The organism is Shewanella cyperi (assembly GCF_017354985.1).
GTDB classification, from domain to species: domain Bacteria; phylum Pseudomonadota; class Gammaproteobacteria; order Enterobacterales; family Shewanellaceae; genus Shewanella; species Shewanella cyperi.
In genome coordinates, this window is sequence record NZ_CP071501.1 from 1,718,933 (window position 1) to 1,738,003 (window position 19,071).

Genomic DNA, 19,071 nt, shown 5'->3' on the forward strand with positions numbered 1-19,071 from the left:
CGACCTGGGTCACGAATTGAACGTCATTTGCCGTAATGGTGAAACTTTCTGTTTTACCTATAGAACAAATAAACTAAAATTCCGAAAATTTGCCTAAAACGAGTCAAAAAAGCAGGAGAATGACATGAAAGTTGTCGAAGTGAAGCATCCTCTGGTGCGCCACAAGATCGGACTGATGCGCGAAGCTGATATCAGCACCAAGCGTTTCCGCGAACTGGCAGCGGAAGTGGGCAGTTTGCTCACCTACGAAGCCACCGCCGATCTGGAAACCGAAAGGGTGACCATCGAAGGCTGGAATGGTCCTGTGGAAGTGGAGCAAATCAAGGGCAAGAAGGTGACAGTGGTGCCTATCCTGCGTGCGGGTCTGGGCATGATGGACGGCGTGCTGGAGCATATCCCCAGCGCCCGCATCTCTGTGGTGGGCATCTACCGTAACGAAGAAACCCTGGAGCCAGTACCTTATTTCGAGAAGCTGTGCTCCAACGTTGACGAGCGTCTGGCGCTGATTGTTGATCCCATGCTGGCCACCGGCGGCTCAATGATTGCCACCATAGATTTGCTCAAGCAGCGCGGCTGCAAGCAAATCAAGGCCCTGGTGCTGGTAGCTGCTCCTGAAGGCATTGCCGCCCTGGAAAAGGCCCATCCGGATGTGGAGCTTTACACCGCTGCCATCGACAGGTGCCTCAACGAGCATGGCTATATTCTGCCGGGCCTTGGTGATGCCGGTGACAAGATTTTCGGCACTAAATAAGCTGTCAAGAATGTAAGCCGTAAAGCATTTTAAAAAGGCGCCCCGGGGCGCCTTTTTTATTGCCCCCATATCGACTTGCTCGCCCATTTGGGCTCCTTCGGGATTTCACGCAAGGGACAGATTTCAGTGGCGTTTAGGGAGAAGGGCCTACACTTGAGTGGACAGTTGCCATTGGAAGTCCGCCCATGACCAAACCCGTAATCGCCAACAACAGGCCGGCCAAGGTGAATCTCGAGGCCGGTAAGGAATATCTTTTCTGTGTCTGCGGCCGCTCCGCCAGCCAGCCCTTTTGTGACGGCTCCCATGCCGGCAGTGGCCTGACGCCAAAGCGCTTTGTGGCCAAGGCCAGCGAAACAGCTTATCTGTGCCAGTGCAAGCACACAGGCAATGCGCCATTTTGCGACGGCACCCACAAGCAGTTTGACGATGACATGGTGGGCAAGGAAGGACCGGGCCTTGAAGCGAACGCCGGCGGTAAGGTCGCAGCTAACGTGACGCCCAAGGCCCGGGCCACGGCGGAGGAGCCCACGGTGGAGTTTATTCACCAGTTGGCGCGGGACGGATTGGAGGGCGTGGGCCGCCATGGCCCCATGACCGCCATGGGCGTGCCGAGGCAGCAATTGCCCCACTGGGATCTGTTGCAAATCATGGTGGCCCAGATGGCCACCAAGCCGCTGATGGAAGATGTGCCCGTGGCGACCGAGCTGGTGATTGGCCCCGAGGCCCGCAAGCCGCTGGTGCTGAAGATGCCGCTGCTGGTGTCCGACATGAGTTTCGGCTCTCTGTCGGAAGAAGCCAAGGTCGCCATGGCCATGGGGGCCGAGTTGGCCGGTACCGGCATTTGTTCAGGTGAGGGCGGCATGTTGCCCGAAGAGCAGGCGGCCAATTCGCGCTATTTTTATGAACTCGCCAGTGCCAAGTTCGGCTTCAGGGAAGAATTGCTGCAAAAGGTGCAGAGCTTTCACTTCAAGGGCGGCCAGGGGGCCAAGACAGGGACCGGCGGCCATCTGCCGGGAATAAAAAATCACGGCAAAATTTCCCTGGTGCGTGGTATTCCAGAGGGACAGGACGCCATCTCACCGCCCACCTTTAAAGATCTGGTCACTGTCGCCGATTTCCGCCGCTTCGGTGACAGGGTCAGGGAGATCAGCGGCGGTATTCCCATTGGCTTTAAGCTCAGCGCCAATCACATAGAGCAGGATATCCAGTTTGCCCTGGATGCCGGGGCCGATTACATCATTCTCGACGGTCGCGGTGGAGGCACCGGAGCGGCACCGGCCATGTTTCGCGATCATATCAGTGTGCCGACCATTCCGGCCCTGGCGCGGGCGAGACGTTACCTCGACAAGCAGGGCATGAGCGGCCGGGTGACGCTTATCATCACAGGTGGTTTAAGGGTGCCGATGGACTTCGTCAAGGCCCTGGCCTTGGGGGCCGATGGGGTGGCCCTGGCCAACAGCGCCATGCAGGCCATAGGCTGTGTCGGCGCCAGGATCTGCAACACCAACTTGTGCCCGGCGGGCATTGCCACCCAGGATCCCGAACTGCGCAAGCGTTTGAACGTGCCCCAGGCGGCGCAGCAGCTGCAGCGTTTCCTGGAGTCCTCCGTGACCCTGATGCAGGTGATGGCCAGGGCCTGTGGCCACAGCGCCCTTAAAGGCTTTAACCCCAATGATCTCGCCACCTGGCACAGGGACATGGCCCTGTTGAGCGGCGTAACCTACGCCGGCTACACGCTGCTTAACCGGGAATAACGCCGGTGGCCTTTCTGTACAGGGCTATCAGTTTGTAACATACTGGCGTTTATGAAAATTTCAGGATTCAGCTCAGGGGGATGCGGGACATGCAGGACTTATTGATCACCAATGTGATACTGGAAGAGGGCGGCGAGCTTAAGCAGATCCTTATCGAGTCGGGCCGCTTCAAGGCCATAGTGCCGTTGACGGAAAAGTTGGACTTCCGGGGCGAGCGGCTCGACGGCGAGGGCGGGCTGGCCATGGCGCCATTCTGTGAACCCCATATTCATCTCGACACCACCCAGACCGCGGGTTCGCCCAATTGGAACCAGTCGGGCACCCTGTTTGAAGGCATAGAGCGCTGGGCCGAGCGCAAGGCGCTATTGTCTGCCGAAGATGTGAAGGCCCGTGCCATCGCCACCCTCAAGTGGCAGATTGCCAACGGGGTCCAGCATGTGCGCAGTCATGTGGATGTGTCGGATCCCAAGTTGGTGGCCCTCAAGGCCATGCTGGAGGTGCGCAGCGAAATGGCGCCCTGGGTGGACTTGCAGCTGGTGGCCTTTCCCCAGGAGGGCATACTCTCCTATCCCAACGGCAAGGCATTGCTGGAAGAGGCGGTGCAGCTTGGCGCAGACGTGATAGGCGCCATCCCACACTTTGAATTCACCCGTGAATACGGAGTGGAATCGCTGCATTTCGCTTTTGAACTGGCGCAAAAATACGACCGCCTGCTGGATATTCACTGCGATGAGATAGACGACGAGCAATCGCGGTTTGTGGAAACCGTGGCCGCGCTGGCGCTGCGGGATGGCATAGGTGAGAAGGTGACCGCCAGTCACACTACGGCCATGCACTCCTATAACGGCGCCTATGCTTCGCGGCTGTTCCGCTTATTGAAAATGTCCGGCATTAACTTTGTCGCCAATCCGCTGGTGAATATCCATCTGCAGGGCCGATTCGACGACTACCCCAAGCGGCGCGGCATCACCCGGGTCAAGGAAATGCTGGCCGCCGGCATCAACGTCTGTTTTGGTCATGATGATGTGTTCGACCCCTGGTATCCGCTCGGCACGGCCAATATGTTGCAGGTGCTGCACATGGGGCTGCACGTATGCCAACTGATGGGCTATGAGGATATCAATCAGGGACTCAGGCTTATCGGCAGCCATTCCGCCCGTACCCTGAACCTTTCCGACTATGGCATTAAGGAAGGCAACAGCGGCAACCTTATCATACTGCCGGCCAAAAATGGCTTCGACGCCCTGCGCCGTCAGGTGCCGGTACGCTTCTCGGTGCGCCGTGGCAAGCTGATTGCCAGCACAGTGCCGGCCAGTACCCATCTGTTTCTGGAAGGTGAGGAGCGGGTGGACTTCAGCCAGCCACTGCCACCCAATCTCTGAGTTGAATCCATTCCGCCAACCGGCTGGAGCAATAAAAAAGCGCGGGTCTAACCGCGCTTTTTTTGTGCCTGCGAAGTGCTTGATTAAAGCACCATGGCCGCTATCCAGCCGAAGATCAGCAGCGGGATATTGTAGTGAATAAAGGTTGGGATCACACTGTCACGCATATGATCGTGCTGGCCGTCGGCGTTAAGTCCGGCGGTGGGGCCCAGGGTGGAGTCCGATGCCGGCGAACCGGCGTCACCCAGGGCGGCGGCCGTGCCCACCAAAGCTATGGTGGCCGGTACCGAGAAACCGAAGGACAGGGCCAGGGGCACGTAGATGGTGGCTATGATGGGAATGGTGGAGAAGGACGAGCCTATGCCCATGGTGATCAGCAGCCCCACCAACAGCATTAAAAAGGCCGCCAGCGGCTTATTGTCACCTATGAGTTCACCCAGGGAGCTGATCAGGGTTGCTACTTCGCCGGTTTGCTTCACTACTGCGGCAAAGCCCGCCGCCGCAATCATGATGAAACCTATGCTGGCCATCATGCGCACGCCCTGACTGAAGAGGTCCTGATCGCCAACGTGCTTGAGGGCGCCGGAGAAGCTGAAGATCATAAAGCCCACCAGGGCGCCGAAAATCATCGAGTCGGTCTTAAGCTGCACCGCCAACGTGGCGGCAATGGCCAGCAGGGCCGTGATAATGGAGCGGCGATTCAGTTCTGTGGCTATCTCGGGTTCTGCAGCCAGGATTTGTTGTTCCTGATAATCCCTGGGCTTGCGATAGCTCACCAGTACCGCCAGTGCCAGTCCCAGCACCATGCCGAGCGCCGGGATGATCATGGCCCCCGGTACCTGTTCGCGTACGGCGTTGAGACCATTGCTATTGAGATTGGCCAGCAATATGTCATTGAGGAAGATGCCGCCAAAGCCCAGCGGCAGCACCATATAGGTGGTAACCAGGCCAAAGGTGAGCACACAGGCCACCAGGCGCCGGTCGAGACGCAGTTTGGACATCAGGTGCAATAAGGGCGGCACCAGGATAGGAATAAAGGCGATGTGGATGGGCAGCAGGTTTTGTGAGGATATGGCCATGGCTCCCAGCGCCAGCAACAGCAGACGTCTCATCCAGGCCAGTTCTTTGGCATTGGCATCTCGTCCCAAGCGGCTTATCACGGTGCGGGAAATCAGGGTAGTCAGCCCCGAATGGGACAGGGCCACAGCAAAGGCACCGAGCAGGGCATAGCTCAGGGCTATTTGCGCCCCACCGCCCAAACCATCGTTGAAGGCACCTATGGTGGCGTCCAGGGTCATGCCGCCCATTAGACCTGCCACCAGGGCACTCAGGGTCAGGGCAACAACCACATTAACCCGTGCCAGGCTCAAACCCAGCATCAGGCACACGGCAATCACAACAGAATTCATGTTAAGGTCAATACCGGCTATTAACAGAAGGGCTATTGATGACAGGCTTTGACTCCACTGTCCAGTATCAGGCTTTCGATTGCGGCATAGGTGGTCAATTGCGGCTTATTCCGGCTGCCGTAGCAGCACAAAGGCCAAGTTCAGGCTCGCTGTCCAGTAGAACGCTGCAAAAATGTGATATTGATCCTAAATGGGTTGTAAGGCGCGTGGCAGCACTTATAATGCTGAATATCTGAAAGGATTTGTCATTTTATCCCTAGCTCAATCCATAGATGGAGGTAACAAATGAGCGTATTAGTAGGCCGTCCGGCCCCTGACTTTACCGCTGCGGCCGTTCTGGGTTCCGGCGAAATCGTTGACAGCTTTAACCTGACTGCAGCCATCAAGGGCAAGCCTGCCGTAGTCTTTTTCTATCCTCTGGACTTCACCTTCGTGTGCCCATCTGAGCTGATCGCCTTTGATCACCGCATGGATGAGTTCAAGAAGCGCGGTGTGGAAGTGATCGGTGTATCCATCGACTCTCAATTCACCCATAACGCCTGGCGTAACACCCCGGTAGAAAAGGGCGGTATCGGCCAGGTGCAATACACCCTGGTTGCCGATGTTAAGCACGACATCTGCAAAGCTTACGATGTTGAGCATCCAGAAGCCGGTGTGGCCTTCCGCGGTTCTTTCCTGATCGACAAGAACGGCATGGTACGTCACCAGGTAGTGAACGATCTGCCACTGGGTCGTAACGTTGACGAAATGCTGCGTATGGTTGACGCGCTGCAGTTCCATGAAGAGCACGGCGAAGTGTGCCCAGCCGGTTGGGTAAAAGGCAAGAAAGGCATGAGCGCCAGCCCAGATGGCGTTGCGGCTTACCTGGCCGAGAATGCTGAAGAGCTGTAATAGCCCGTCGAGCATAAAAAAAGCCGCCCAATGGGCGGCTTTTTTTATGTCTTCTATCAAGTGTCGCTGCTGTCTTCGTCTTCGGCACTCTCGTCGGTATTGTCGTCGACGAGCGGAGCAGCCAGAGGCCAGCCGCCCAGCGCCTTCCAGCGGTTCACTATATAGCAGAACAGCTCGGCGGTGCGCTCGGTATCGTACAGGGCGCTGTGGGCCTCGCGGTTATCGAACGGAATGCCCGCCATCTGGCAGGCCCTGGCCAGCACTGTGTGCCCCAGGGCCAGGCCCGACAGGCAGGCGGTATCGAAAGTGGCAAAGGGATGAAACGGCGAGCGCTTGATGTCGTTGCGTTCTATGGCCTTACTGACAAAACCATGATCGAAAGCGGCGTTGTGGGCCACGATAATGGATCGATGGCAATCTGCGGCCTTCTGGGCTTTTTTGACCGTCTTGAAGATTTCCAGCAGGGCTTCTTTCTCGCTGACGGCGCCACGCAATGGATTGGTGGGATCTATGCCGTTAAAGGCCAGGGCCGCGGGCTCCAGGTTGGCACCTTCGAAGGGTTCGATATGGAAGTGCAGGGTGTGATCCAGCACCAGGTTACCTTCGGCATCCATTTTCAGCAGGGTGACGGCAATTTCCAGCAAGGCGTCGGTCTGGGCGTTGAAACCCGCGGTTTCCACGTCTATGACAACCGGGAAATAGCCCCGGAAGCGGTACTTGAGCAGGTTGGCCTTGTTAGCGTCGGTCATCGGAAATCCAGGGAAATGAACAAGGGCGCTATTATGCTAAATGCCATCGGGCCTGTCATGTCCGATTGCTGTAAAACTGAGCTAAAGAACCCAAGTAAATGGCCGATACCACAGAAGTAACCCGGAATGGATGAGAATGGCTATGTGGCGAAAACTTCTTTTGTTGTCTTCTTTGCTGATGCCCGCCATGGCAAGCGCGGAATTACGCCACTATGTGGCTAACCTGGATGAATCCCAATGGCGTCTGAGTGCTGCCAGCCCCATCATGTGCCGCCTGGAACATGATATTCCGGCCTATGGCAAGGCGGTGTTCACCAGTCAGGCCAGCAAGGAGCTGAACCTGGCCTTCAGCCTCGATATGTGGTCCAAACCCGATGCCGCCACCAAGGCCACCTTGATGAGCAGGGCACCGGCCTGGCGTCCCGGGGTGAATTCCCACCCCATTACCGAGCTAAGGTACCAGAAGTACTTCAGTGGCGAGGTGCCAAAGAAGGCGGCCTGGTCGATGCTGACCGAACTGGAGCGGGGCATGGAACCCACCTTTTATTATGCCGATTGGTACAATAACGAAAGCAAGGTGGCGGTGGGCCTGTCTTCCGCCAACTTCAAGCGCAAGTACAATGAATTCAAGGCGTGTCTGGCAAACCTCTTGCCCTACAGCTTTGAAGACATTTCCTTTACCGTGCTCAACTTCGAGTCCGGTGGCAGCGAACTGAGTCGCTTTTCCAAACAGCAACTGTCACGTATTCAGGAATACCTGAGTTATGACCCCGAAGTGCAACTGGTGCTGATTGATGCCTACACCGACAGCTACGGTGGTCGCACGGTCAACAAGAAGGTCAGTGATCAGCGGGCCGACAGTATCAAGAGCTATTTCCTGGAAAAAGGCATTCCCGATGACAGGATCATGACCATGGGCCACGGCGAAAGCCGTCACGTGGCATCCAACGACTCGGTGGATGAGCGGGCCCGTAACCGCCGCGTTGTCATCCGCATCAGTAAGCCCATGTAATACAGAGATAAATTTAAAAAGCACCGCCATTGAGCGGTGCTTTTTTTTTTGAGTGCAGTGTCTGTCCCGGAGGATAAGGTCGGGTGGCAAAGGTTGTGACGACAGTGAAAATCGACAGATAAAAAAATGCCCGCTTGGTTTCAAGCGGGCAGCAAAAATAATGCATTGCAATCAACAAATTGAAGGAAGGAAGTCAAGCATAAGAACCAGGGATAGAACCGACGTCATGGACACCGGTTCAGGTGTTCTTGTTTTCAATACCCGTTGGGTGGGCACTTCCTGAAAACGCGCTCATTTTAGCCTTGACCATCTTATCGGACAAACTAGAAAAATTGCCTTAATCCATTAGTAAAACTAATCAGATAAACTGGCTAATGGCTCATTGCGCCTAGTTGTTCGGCATGTTGTGGTGTTTTACTCAGTTATTCGGCATAAAAAATCATATCTTGAATGGCGCCGTTCCTAAAACGGGCGTTTGCCTTTTTTATGTGCTGTTCTGTCCGAGAGCCGGCTTAAGGTGGCCTTTTACCTGGGGAGAAGGCCGATGACCCCGAGCCCATCTGCATAATTCAATATGACTGGCAAGGGGGCGCAGGCCATTTTGCTGCTTTTATTTCTTTGCATGGGGGGCTGTACCTGCCATTCACAATCTGGCGGCGGATCGGTATAGTAGGGCTCAATTTTGTATGTCCGGAAAATGGTTTTGCCCGTGTTTAACTGGCCAATTTCAGTCTATTACGAAGATACAGACGCAGGTGGCGTGGTGTATCACTCCAATTATCTCAATTTTTTTGAACGGGCCCGCACCGAATGGCTGAGATCCCTGGGGATCAGTCAAACCGCGTTATTGCAGGATGACATTGCCTTTGTGGTACGGCGTGCGGAGCTGGATTTTCGTAAGGCCGCGAAATTTGAGCAGAACCTTATGGTGCAAACCAGGGTCATAGAGTTGAAAAAGGCGTCGCTGGTGTTTCATCAGCGACTGGTTGATGGTGATGATGTTTGTTACTGCGAAGGCACCATTTTGGTGGCCTGCGTGGCCTTATCGAAAATGCGTCCCCATGCCATTCCCCCATTCATAGCGCAGGAGTTTACCCAAGGTGCAAGCTGATATTTCTTTTATAGGGTTGTTTCTTCAGGCCAGTGTGCTGGTTAAATTGGTGATGCTGGCCTTGCTCGGCTTATCCGTGATGTCCTGGGCCGTCATATTGCAGCGCCGTGCGCTGCTGAGCTCCGCCCGAGCCAAGTCACTCAAGTTTGAAGACAAGTTCTGGTCCGGTGTTGACCTCAACCGTCTGTATCAGGAACTGTCGGCCCGTACCGAGCACAACTCGGGTATGGAAGCCATGTTTGTGGCCGGTTTCAAGGAGTATTCGCGCCTGTCTCGTCTGAGCGGCAAGGTGCCCGGCGCCGTGATGGACGGCAGCTACCGTGCCATGCGTGTGACCCTGTCCCGTGAGCTGGAAAAGCTGGAAACCCATTTGCCCTTGTTGGCGACCATAGGTTCCACCAGTCCCTATATCGGCCTGTTCGGCACAGTGTGGGGGATCATGAACTCCTTTATCGCCCTGGGTGCGGTGGAAAACGCCACCCTGGCCATGGTGGCACCCGGTATCGCGGAGGCTTTGATTGCTACCGCCATGGGTCTGTTTGCTGCTATTCCTGCGGTTATTGCCTATAACCGCTTCTCGACCCAGGTGGAGAAAATTGAGGGCAGCTACGCCAACTTTATGGAAGAGTTTTCCAGCATTTTGCACCGTCAGGCCTACAGCGAGAAGGAATCGGCATGATGCAGGGCTACCAGCGCAAGCGGCGCCGCCCCGTGGCCGAGATTAACGTGGTGCCTTACATAGACGTGATGTTGGTGTTGCTGATCATCTTTATGGTGACAGCCCCCATAGTCACCCAGGGCGTCAAGGTGGACTTGCCCACAGCCAGTGCCGAACCATTGCCATCCGACAGCAAGCCGCCGGTTATCGCTTCCATCGATGCCGAGGGCAACTATTACCTGGATGTGGGCAGTACCAGCAATCACGAGGTACTGGATCTGGAAGATTTGGCTGAGCGGGTCGCTGCCATACTCCAGCTTGAACCAGAGCGTCCTGTGGTGGTCAAGGGCGATCGCAGCATTCCCTACGAGAAGGTGATCCAGTTGATGACCACGCTTCAGGGCGCCGGTGTGCCTTCCGTGGGCTTGATGACAGACTCACCCAAAGAGAAATAAGGTGTGGCAGTGAATTCAGACTTTAAGCTTCCACTTATCATTTCAGCTGCAATTCATGGCGGCGTGATACTTATCCTGGCGCTGGGCATAGACTTCCAGCACACACCGCCGCCAATGCCGGCGGCCAGTGCGCCTGCGGTGCAGGCTGTGGTCATAGACTCTGGCAAGGTGGCGGCGCGGGTGGAAGAGCTCAAGCAGAAAAAACGCGACGAGGAAAGGCGTGAGCGTGCCCGTCAGGAAGAGTTGGAGCGCAAGGCCGATGAAGCCAAGCGCGCCCGCGAGCTGGAGCAGGAGCGGATCCGCAAGCTGGAAGCCGAGCGCAAGCAGAAAGAAATTGAAACCCAGAAGGCCGCCGACGCTGCCAAGGCTGCCAAGCTGAAGGAACAGCAGGAAAAGGAAAAGGCCCAAAAGGCCGAAGCCGATCGCAAGCAAAAGGAAAAGGAGCGTCAGGCCGAAGAGGAAGCCGCCAAGAAAGCCGCCGACAAGCGCAAGGCGGAGGAAGAGGCTGCACGCAAGGCCGAGGAAGAGCGTAAGCGTAAGGAAGCCGAGCGCAAGGCCAAGGAAGAAGCCGAGCGTAAACGCAAGGCCGAGGAAGAAGCCAAACGCAAGGCGGCCGAGGAAGCCAAGCGCCGCGAGCAGGAACTGGCCGACATGATGGCGTCCGAGCAGGACACCATCAGTGCCGCCAAGAACCAGCAGGTGATGTCTGAACTGAGCCGTTATCAGGCGATGATCGCCAGCACGCTGCAGCGCAACGTACAGAAAGAAGACAGCATGCGTGGCAAGAGCTGCGAGATGGTGGTGAAACTGGCCAAAGACGGTTTTGTGATCAGCAGCCGCGTCAAGCAGGGCGACGCCCAGGTTTGCCGTGCCACCCAGGCCGCCATTCAGAGGCTGCAACGCTTGCCCGTATCACCTCAGGCCGAGGTGTACGAAAAGATGAAAGAACTGAACATTATTTACAAACCCGAGTTCAATTAAGGGAGCTACATGAAACTTTTGCTTAAATGCGCACTGTTGCTCGCGGCAGTGCTGAGCGTGCCGGCCCGGGCGGCGCTGGACATAGTGATCACCGACGGTATCGACGCGGCCCGTCCCATCGCCGTCATGCCCTTTGTTTGGCAGGGCACAGGCCCCGTGCCGTCACAGATTTCCGATGTGGTCGCTTCGGATCTGACCCGCAGCGGCACCTTCAAGCCGCTGGATGAACTCAATCTGCCACAGCGTGGTTTGGCTTCGGTGAAGCAGTTCACCGCCAAGGCCTGGAGTGGCATGAATGCCGAGGCGCTGGTGGTGGGTGCCATCAAGCCCTTTGGCCCGGACCAGTATATGGTGACCTTTGATCTTATCGATCTGGTCAAGGCCCAGGTGCCCGGTAATGGCCCCCGCGCCATGGAAGAATTGCTGCTCGACAGCCGTGAGACTGTCATCAGTGCCGCCCAATTCCGCCAATATGGCCACAGGATCAGTGACATAGTTTATGAGAAGCTCACAGGGATCCGCGGTGCCTTCCTGACCCGCATCGCCTACGTGGTGGTCAATCACAATGAGAAACTGCCCTATAAACTGATGGTTGCCGATTATGACGGCTATAACGAGGTTATGTTGCTGCGCTCCCCCGAGCCCTTGATGTCACCTTCCTGGTCTCCCGATGGTCGTCGTCTGGCCTATGTCAGCTTCGAGAACAAGAAGGCCGAAATCTATGTGCAGGACATTTACAGCCAGAACCGGACTTTGGTCAGCAGTTTCCCCGGTATCAACGGCGCTCCGTCCTTTTCTCCCGATGGCAAGACCCTGGCGGTGACCCTGTCCAAGGACGGCAATTCGGAAATTTACACTATTAATATCGATACCAAGGCCATCAAGCGCGTGACCAACCATTACGCCATTGATACCGAGCCTTCCTGGTTCCCCGATGGTCGCTCGCTGCTGTTCACTTCAGAGCGGGGTGGTCGTCCACAGCTCTATAGCGTAGAGTTGGCATCAGGCAAAATAGGCCGCCTGACTTTTGAAGGCGAATGGAACCTGGGTGGTTCCATCACCCCCGATGGCAACAGCCTGGTGTTTGTCAACCGTACCAACGGTAAATTCAATATAGCCCGGATGGATTTGGAAACCCGCTTTATGCAGGTGCTGACCTCCACCCGTCTGGACGAATCTCCCAGTGTGGCGCCCAATGGCACCATGGTGATCTATGGCACCACACACCAGGGCCGGCAGGTGCTCGCTGCCGTGTCCACAGATGGACGCTTCAAGGCAAGATTGCCGGTGGGGCAGGGTGACGTGAAATCACCCGCTTGGTCACCGTTTCTGTAACAGTTATCAAAGAAGGATTATTTAATGGAACTCAACAAATTGCTCAAAACTATGCTGATTGTGGTACCGGCCCTGGCGCTGGGTGCCTGTAGTTCGACCGATTCAGCCACAGACGCTACCGGCGGCAGCGGCTCCATGGGTGGCAGCGACAGCAGCATGACGGGTGGCGTTGAAACCGGCGGTGTGTCAACCATACTGTCCCCCGAAGAGCAGCAGCGTCAGATGGCAGAACAAATGCGCCGTGAGAATATTATTTACTTCGATTTTGACCGCAGCGAAGTGCAGGGTGAATACGTGGACATACTCAATGCCCACGGTAACTACCTGCTGGAACACCCCAGCGTGCGCGTGCTGATCGAAGGTCATTCCGATGAGCGCGGTACTCCCGAGTACAACATTGCCCTGGGTGAGCGCCGTGCCAAGGCCGTGGCCAAGTATCTGCAGGCCATGGGCGTGCAACCCGGCCAAATCAGCATAGTGAGCTATGGTGAAGAGAAGCCACAGGACATGTCACGCAGTGATGACGGCTTTGCCAAGAACCGCCGTGCGGTACTGGTTTACTGAGGATAACCCCAAGAGACAGGATTGAGATTGATGAATAAAAGCGTATTGGCAATGGCGTTGTTGCTGGCCGGCACTGCAGTGCAGGCGGCTCCCGCGCCGGTGGAAGATCTGGGTGGCGGCAGTCTGGACGAGCGTATTGCCCGTTTGGAGCGTGTGGTCAAGGCCAAGCAGCAGACGGAATTGGATCTGCTGCGCCGGGTGGACACCCTGCAACAGGAAGTGCTGGATCTGCGCGGTTTGACCGAACAGCAGAACTACCAGATCAATCAGATGCTGCAGCGTCAGCGTCAACTCTATGATGAGATTGCCAATCTGTCGGCCCAGCCGGCCCAGGCCAGCAGCAGTGTTGCGGCGACGCCGGAGGCCTCGGCCCCGGACGCCAGCCTGGACGAGACGGCACTCTATGAGCGGGCGGTCAATCTGGTGCTCAAGGAGCGCCAGTATGACGAGGCCACCGATGCCTTCCGGGGTTTCATCAAGCAATATCCTGACTCCACCTATGCTGCGAATGCCAACTACTGGCTTGGACAGTTGCTCTATAATAAGAACCAACTGGATGAAGCCAAGCAGGCGTTCACCGCTGTGGTCAATCGTTTTACCGATTCCGGTAAGCGGGGCGACAGCATGGTCAAGCTGGGTCTGATTGCCGAAAAATCCGGCGATAAAGCCGGCGCCAAAAATTGGTATCAGAAGGTACTGAAAGAGTACGCAAACAGCGCCGCGGCGCGGATTGCACAGCAGCAGCTAAGTGCTTTAAAAGGTTAATTAACTAAAAAACATACTCTTAGTTTGTTTTTCATGCAGACGGCAAAAAATAGGGAATTTGCGCTTGCATGCAAAGATGAAAAAGGTATTATAGGCGCCCTCGGAGCGGCTCAGGCCGTGACGGGGGCAAATTGAATGGGTCGTTAGCTCAGTCGGTAGAGCAGTTGGCTTTTAACCAATTGGTCGAAGGTTCGAATCCTTCACGACCCACCACTTCAACTTGTCCGTTTATCCGCGGGTCGTTAGCTCAGTCGGTAGAGCAGTTGGCTTTTAACCAATTGGTCGAAGGTTCGAATCCTTCACGACCCACCACTCCAAGTGTTGTTCCGGATAAACCATTGCCTAATGGGTCGTTAGCTCAGTCGGTAGAGCAGTTGGCTTTTAACCAATTGGTCGAAGGTTCGAATCCTTCACGACCCACCACTTTTGGTGGGGCAGGCAAACACAATATGGGTCGTTAGCTCAGTCGGTAGAGCAGTTGGCTTTTAACCAATTGGTCGAAGGTTCGAATCCTTCACGACCCACCACTCTTTCAAGAGTGCACATTCCGCGGTACCTCAGATGGGTCGTTAGCTCAGTCGGTAGAGCAGTTGGCTTTTAACCAATTGGTCGAAGGTTCGAATCCTTCACGACCCACCATCATCGCCGGAACACAATACGGGTCGTTAGCTCAGTCGGTAGAGCAGTTGGCTTTTAACCAATTGGTCGAAGGTTCGAATCCTTCACGACCCACCACCCTTGCGCCGGGGTACAGGCCAAATCTTTTGCGGGTCGTTAGCTCAGTCGGTAGAGCAGTTGGCTTTTAACCAATTGGTCGAAGGTTCGAATCCTTCACGACCCACCACTCTTTCAAGAGTGCACATTCCGCGGTACCTCAGATGGGTCGTTAGCTCAGTCGGTAGAGCAGTTGGCTTTTAACCAATTGGTCGAAGGTTCGAATCCTTCACGACCCACCATCATTTCTGCTTCCACAAGCTGCTGTTTTCTACTTTGGTCTCATAGACCTATTGCTAATATAACCCTGCTGTTTATTTGTTCATATTGCTGTTGACCAATAATAAAAATCAGGGAGCAAGCTCAATGAAACAAGCACCAGTATCAATCGCACTGGCAGCAGCACTTATGACGCTGGCCGGTGGCGCCAACGCCGAAGCGGGCAAAACCGACTTTAAGTTTGGCGGTTACATTAAAGCTGATGTGATGTTCAGTGATTACAGCAATGGCGCACCGGATTCGGGATATTTATCCCGACAGTTTTATGTGCCAGGCACTATCTATGGCAAGGCCGGCAACGGCGAGCAGGTGGTGGATTTCCATGCCCGTGAAAGCCGTTTTAACTTTAAAACCACCACGGATCTGGATGGTCATACTCTGAGTGGGTTTATTGAACTGGACTTTATGACCCATACCGATGGTGACGAGCGGGTCAGCAACAGCTATTCCCCCAGGATCCGCCATGCCTTTGTCAGTTACGATAACTGGACCATGGGTCAAACCTGGACCACCTTCCAGAACCCGGGCGCTCTGCCGGAAAACCTCGATTTCGTCGGTGCCGCCGATGGCACGCCCTTCGTGCGTCAGACTCTGCTGCGCTATACCGACGGCGGATTCCAGTTTGCGATAGAAAACCCTGAAACGACGGTCAGCGGCTCCGAAGTGAAGGAAAATGGCAGCCTTGTAGGCTATGCCAGCGGTAAAGACAGGATTGTCGGTGGTTCTGGCATGCTCCCCGATATGGTTGCCCGCTATAACTTCAAAACAGAGGGCGGCGCCTCATTTTCCGTGGCGGCGATTGGTCGGCAGTTGACCCTTGAAAAGCTCAACATCGATGACACTGTGCTGGGCTACGGAGCCAGCTTCTCAGGTGTTATTCCTGTGGGACAGGATGATATTCGCTTCACCGCAACCTGGGGTGAGGGCCTGGGACGTTATCTGGGGCTCAATTTTGCCAATGCCGCCATGATAGATGCTGATGGTAATCTCGATACCATCGGCTCTTACGGCGGCTTCATTTCATATCGCCATTGGTGGAATGACAAGTGGCGCTCCAGTTTCACTGTTTCCGGCATGTCGGTCGATAACGATGTCGATATTACCGGCAGCAACATCAACAAGGATGCCTATTCGGGCTACGTCAACCTGTTGTATTCCCCAAGCAAGCCGCTGACCTTCGGTGTGGAATACATGTATGCCACCAACAGCAAGGAAAATGGCGACGACGGTGATTTGAACCGGGTGATTTTCTCGGCCAAGTACGTGCTTTAACACGCGGGTTGGAGATTAAAAAACGAAGCTTAGGCTTCGTTTTTTTTGTCTAATTATCGGGGTAGCGGCGGCGTACCTCCTGGCACAGGTCGAAATTGTCCAGCAGCACCTGCACCAGTGACGGATCAAATTTTTTGCCGCTCTGCTCCAACAGATAGGCGCGGATCTTGGCCGCGGGCCAGGGGGTCTTATAACTGCGTTTGGAGCCCAGGGCGTCAAACACATCCACCAGGGCCATAATTCTCGCCTCCATTGGGATATCCTTGCCCTTGAGGCCTTCGGGATAACCGCTGCCATCCCAGCATTCATGGTGGTAGCGGGCCAGGGTGGCCCCCATGCGGGCAATGGGCAGGGAGGAGCGTGACAGCAAGGAGCCACCCACGGTGGCATGACTTTGCATTATGGCCCACTCATCGGGATCCAGCGGACCGGGCTTGTGCAAAATCGCTTCGGGGGTGGTGACCTTGCCGATATCGTGCAGTGGCGCGGCAATCTTGATGGCATGGACGAAGGAGGGCGGCAGCCCCAGTTTTTCGGCTATGAGTTCGCACAGCAGGGATACCCGTTTGACGTGGGAGCCGGTCTCCTTGCTCCTGGCCTCAATGGCGTCCCCCACTATGTACATCAGTTCATGCTGGGTCTGCTCCTGTTGGGCATGGGTGACCAGGCTTTCCAGCACCAGGGCCAGGTTGTTGGCGAACAGCTCCGCCAGGGAGGAATTGAAACCCTCACTGTGTTCGTTGTACTCGATGTACAGCACAGAGGAGGTGTCTTGACTGGTGGCAAACACCCCGACAAAGATGCCGTTTTCATTGCTACTCTTGCCGTTGCGAAAGGCGTTATCGATTCTGTTTCTGACTGTTTGAGGCAGATCGGCGCCATTGCTGTCGGTATCGAACCGACCACAACTTGCCAGGGCCACCTCCTGCTCTTCCTGATAGAAGTTTTTCTCCCGCCGTACTATGTAGAGTGCCGAGCTGTCCATGTCCATCAGGGACAACAGATTGGCCAGCGCTGCGCTGGCAAACTTACTCAGGTCACGGATTTTCAGTATGTCGGTGGAGCATTCAATCAGGCGTCTGAACGCCTCCAGGCTGCGCTGTATGGTAACTATGTCACGGTAGCCCCGGATAGCCGTATACACAGCTGTGACCAGCTTCTGGGCGGTCAGCTCGGTCTTGGTTTTATAGTCATTGATGTCGTAGCGGGTGATCACCTGATCCTCAGGTGCCAACCCCGCCTGTCCGGTTCTGAGGATCAGGCGTATGGTGCTGTTTTTCAGCTCGTTTCGGATCCAGTCCACCAAGGTCAGGCCGGCGTCGTCCTGCTCCATCACCACATCGATAAAGGCCATGGCAAATTCGGTGTCGCCGCCAAGCAATTCCCTGGCTTCGGCCGCCGACATGGCCGAGTGCAGCTGCAAGGGTCTGCCGAGCACCTGCTTGCGGGCCAGTACCAGGCGTGAGATCTGATGAATGGCGATTTCATCATCCACTATCAAAATATGCCAGGTTTGTTCCCGGGATGCTGTGGCTTCCGGCATTTGCTTGGTGTTGAAATTGGTTTTGAACTTCACTGCAGACACTCCAATCAGGTTCCGACGGCACGCTCTGGCTCGCCTGTCATGGCAAGATCAGCAAAGCTGTAACTGAGGCCAAAGCCGGGGGCATCATCGAGCAACCTCACCCGTCCCTTGAGCTGTTGATTGACCAGATTGAACACAATTGACATGCCCAGCCCCACGCCGCCCTTGTGTCTGGCCGTGGTGTAAAAGGGTTCGAACAGGTGCTTTTTGCTTTCGCTGGTCAGGCCGCAGCCATTGTCGCGGTAAATGATTTCGTACAGGCCATCGGGACTGCGCCGGCCCTGGATGCTGATCCTGTGGGGACCCGGGCCATTGAAGCCATGCTGGACGCTGTTGCTGACAAGGTTGGTGAGGATCTGGGCGTGGGTCCCGGCGATTGTTTCCAGATGCCAATCCTCGGGAATATCGAGCTCCAGCTCGGCCTGAACCGGCTTCAACAAAGGCTTGAGGGTTAGTAAGGCCTGTTGGTAATAACTGGCGATATCCAGCAGACTGCGCTCGCTGGAATGCTGATCGGCGGCGGTGCGGCGGAAACTTTGCACCAGTTCCACCGCCCGCTCCAGATTGAGCCGCAGCAGCGGCATGGCTTCCCGGGACAGAAGCAGGAAATCGCTCAGATCCTGCTCGCTCAGTTCCTGGCTGGCAAACTGCCTGGCCAGATTTTCCAGCTGCTCTTCCAGCAGGCTCTGGGTGGTGATAGCCACCCCAAGGGGGGTATTGACCTCATGTGCCAGCCCGGCCACCAGATTACCCAGGGCGGCCATTTTTTCCGACTCGATCAGATGATGTTGAATTTCTTTCAGCTCTTCGGTGGCCTGAGCCAGATGGGCGGTACGTTCGCGGATAAGCTTTTGCAGCTGCTGCTGGGCATTGAGGGCCTTTTCTTCCTGGTCAACCCGCTCCATTTCGGCCTCGATTCGGCCGGAGAAGAGTTTGAACAGCGCCAGGGTCTTTTGCTCATCTTCTATGGGCTGGTGATACATGGCGACTATGATGCCCATAACAGTGCCGTCGAGACTGTGCAAGGGCGTGCCTATGTAGCCTTGCACCTTCATCTCCTGCAGCAGGGTATCCGCCGGGTAGGCGGCACAGACATCGCTTGGGTAACAGCAAATGCTGTCATCTGCGGCATTGGCGCAGGGGGTACCCTGCAGGCTGTAGCTGATGTTGTCCACCAGGGAGTCACCCGCCGCCAGCGCCAGGGTATGGGCGCAGTTATTGACCCGGTCGATACGGGCCACCAGGGTAAAATCAGCCTTGACCGCCTGGTGCAGGGCCTGGGTAATGGTATTGAAAAACGCCTGACCGCGGGTGTTGGAGACGTTTTCAATAATGGTTTTCAACAGTGTTTCCATTGATGCATTCCAATGGTGACGACACAGTTAAAGCATAGACCAAGGCGTT

Annotated in this window: 17 protein-coding genes and 8 tRNA genes; 21 read left to right on the top strand and 4 right to left on the bottom strand. The window is 55.6% G+C overall.

Going from position 1 to position 19,071, the window contains the following annotated elements; genetic code table 11:
* The first annotated feature begins 124 nt into the window (after positions 1-124).
* The 3 genes from upp to JYB84_RS07320 all read left to right on the top strand — a co-directional run bounded on the left by upp (position 125) and on the right by JYB84_RS07320 (position 3,887).
* Positions 125-751 (top strand): uracil phosphoribosyltransferase, encoded by a 627-nt coding sequence (upp, locus tag JYB84_RS07310; protein ID WP_207322762.1) that lies wholly within the window; start codon positions 125-127, stop codon positions 749-751.
* A 185-nt stretch (positions 752-936) separates the two neighbouring features.
* A complete protein-coding gene (locus JYB84_RS07315; RefSeq protein ID WP_207322763.1) occupies positions 937-2,505 on the top strand; it encodes a glutamate synthase-related protein in 1,569 nt (522 codons plus the stop codon).
* Positions 2,506-2,594: 89 nt separating this feature from the next.
* The gene (locus JYB84_RS07320; RefSeq protein ID WP_228290906.1) at positions 2,595-3,887 is read left to right on the top strand and encodes a cytosine deaminase; all 1,293 of its coding nucleotides are present in this window, start codon (positions 2,595-2,597) and stop codon (positions 3,885-3,887) included.
* Between the two features lie 83 nt (positions 3,888-3,970).
* On the opposite strand, the gene JYB84_RS07325 is transcribed toward JYB84_RS07320, so the two are convergent.
* Complete coding sequence (locus tag JYB84_RS07325; protein ID WP_207322765.1) at positions 3,971-5,296, bottom strand: Na+/H+ antiporter family protein; 1,326 nt, start codon at positions 5,294-5,296, stop codon at positions 3,971-3,973.
* Between the two features lie 285 nt (positions 5,297-5,581).
* Between JYB84_RS07325 and JYB84_RS07330 the strand changes: the two genes are divergently transcribed.
* A complete protein-coding gene (locus tag JYB84_RS07330) occupies positions 5,582-6,187 on the top strand; it encodes a peroxiredoxin (protein WP_207322766.1) in 606 nt (201 codons plus the stop codon).
* Positions 6,188-6,243: 56 nt separating this feature from the next.
* Here JYB84_RS07330 and rnt read toward each other — a convergent pair whose 3' ends face one another.
* The gene (gene rnt, locus JYB84_RS07335; RefSeq protein WP_207322767.1) at positions 6,244-6,936 is read right to left on the bottom strand and encodes a ribonuclease T; all 693 of its coding nucleotides are present in this window, start codon (positions 6,934-6,936) and stop codon (positions 6,244-6,246) included.
* 142 nt (positions 6,937-7,078) lie between these two features.
* On the opposite strand from rnt, the gene JYB84_RS07340 reads away from it, so the two are divergent.
* The 17 genes from JYB84_RS07340 to JYB84_RS07420 all read left to right on the top strand — a co-directional run bounded on the left by JYB84_RS07340 (position 7,079) and on the right by JYB84_RS07420 (position 16,082).
* Positions 7,079-7,948, top strand: a complete 870-nt coding sequence (locus JYB84_RS07340; protein ID WP_207322768.1) for a flagellar protein MotY — start codon at positions 7,079-7,081, stop codon at positions 7,946-7,948.
* A 709-nt stretch (positions 7,949-8,657) separates the two neighbouring features.
* The gene (ybgC, locus tag JYB84_RS07345; RefSeq protein ID WP_228289712.1) at positions 8,658-9,059 is read left to right on the top strand and encodes a tol-pal system-associated acyl-CoA thioesterase; all 402 of its coding nucleotides are present in this window, start codon (positions 8,658-8,660) and stop codon (positions 9,057-9,059) included.
* A complete protein-coding gene (gene tolQ / locus JYB84_RS07350) occupies positions 9,049-9,738 on the top strand; it encodes a protein TolQ (RefSeq protein ID WP_207322770.1) in 690 nt (229 codons plus the stop codon). The genes ybgC and tolQ overlap by 11 nt, the downstream gene beginning before the upstream one ends.
* The gene (gene tolR / locus JYB84_RS07355; RefSeq protein ID WP_207322771.1) at positions 9,735-10,172 is read left to right on the top strand and encodes a protein TolR; all 438 of its coding nucleotides are present in this window, start codon (positions 9,735-9,737) and stop codon (positions 10,170-10,172) included. Before tolQ ends, tolR begins: the two co-directional genes overlap by 4 nt.
* Before the next feature lie 3 nt (positions 10,173-10,175).
* Complete coding sequence (gene tolA, locus JYB84_RS07360; RefSeq protein WP_207322772.1) at positions 10,176-11,153, top strand: cell envelope integrity protein TolA; 978 nt, start codon at positions 10,176-10,178, stop codon at positions 11,151-11,153.
* 9 nt (positions 11,154-11,162) lie between these two features.
* A complete protein-coding gene (gene tolB / locus JYB84_RS07365) occupies positions 11,163-12,488 on the top strand; it encodes a Tol-Pal system beta propeller repeat protein TolB (RefSeq protein WP_207322773.1) in 1,326 nt (441 codons plus the stop codon).
* Positions 12,489-12,512: 24 nt separating this feature from the next.
* Positions 12,513-13,052: a peptidoglycan-associated lipoprotein Pal gene (pal, locus tag JYB84_RS07370; protein ID WP_207322774.1), complete on the top strand. Its 540-nt coding sequence runs from the start codon at positions 12,513-12,515 to the stop codon at positions 13,050-13,052.
* Positions 13,053-13,082: 30 nt separating this feature from the next.
* A complete protein-coding gene (ybgF, locus tag JYB84_RS07375) occupies positions 13,083-13,817 on the top strand; it encodes a tol-pal system protein YbgF (RefSeq protein WP_207322775.1) in 735 nt (244 codons plus the stop codon).
* 137 nt (positions 13,818-13,954) lie between these two features.
* Positions 13,955-14,030 (top strand) — tRNA-Lys (locus JYB84_RS07380).
* A gap of 23 nt (positions 14,031-14,053) precedes the next feature.
* Positions 14,054-14,129, top strand: a tRNA-Lys gene (locus tag JYB84_RS07385).
* A 35-nt stretch (positions 14,130-14,164) separates the two neighbouring features.
* Positions 14,165-14,240: transfer RNA gene (locus tag JYB84_RS07390), tRNA-Lys, on the top strand.
* A 28-nt stretch (positions 14,241-14,268) separates the two neighbouring features.
* A tRNA-Lys gene (locus JYB84_RS07395) sits at positions 14,269-14,344 on the top strand.
* Between the two features lie 36 nt (positions 14,345-14,380).
* Positions 14,381-14,456: transfer RNA gene (locus JYB84_RS07400), tRNA-Lys, on the top strand.
* 20 nt (positions 14,457-14,476) lie between these two features.
* Positions 14,477-14,552: transfer RNA gene (locus tag JYB84_RS07405), tRNA-Lys, on the top strand.
* Positions 14,553-14,585: 33 nt separating this feature from the next.
* Positions 14,586-14,661: transfer RNA gene (locus JYB84_RS07410), tRNA-Lys, on the top strand.
* A gap of 36 nt (positions 14,662-14,697) precedes the next feature.
* Positions 14,698-14,773 (top strand) — tRNA-Lys (locus tag JYB84_RS07415).
* A 124-nt stretch (positions 14,774-14,897) separates the two neighbouring features.
* Entirely contained in the window at positions 14,898-16,082 is a 1,185-nt protein-coding gene (locus JYB84_RS07420) for a DcaP family trimeric outer membrane transporter (RefSeq protein ID WP_207322776.1), read from the top strand.
* Positions 16,083-16,131: 49 nt separating this feature from the next.
* Here JYB84_RS07420 and JYB84_RS07425 read toward each other — a convergent pair whose 3' ends face one another.
* Together JYB84_RS07425 and JYB84_RS07430 are read right to left on the bottom strand one after the other, a co-directional pair.
* Positions 16,132-17,658 carry an HD domain-containing phosphohydrolase gene (locus JYB84_RS07425; protein WP_228290907.1) on the bottom strand — a complete coding sequence of 509 codons (1,527 nt, stop codon included), beginning with the start codon at positions 17,656-17,658 and terminating at the stop codon, positions 16,132-16,134.
* A 14-nt stretch (positions 17,659-17,672) separates the two neighbouring features.
* Complete coding sequence (locus JYB84_RS07430; RefSeq protein ID WP_207322777.1) at positions 17,673-19,022, bottom strand: sensor histidine kinase; 1,350 nt, start codon at positions 19,020-19,022, stop codon at positions 17,673-17,675.
* Positions 19,023-19,071 lie beyond the last annotated feature (49 nt).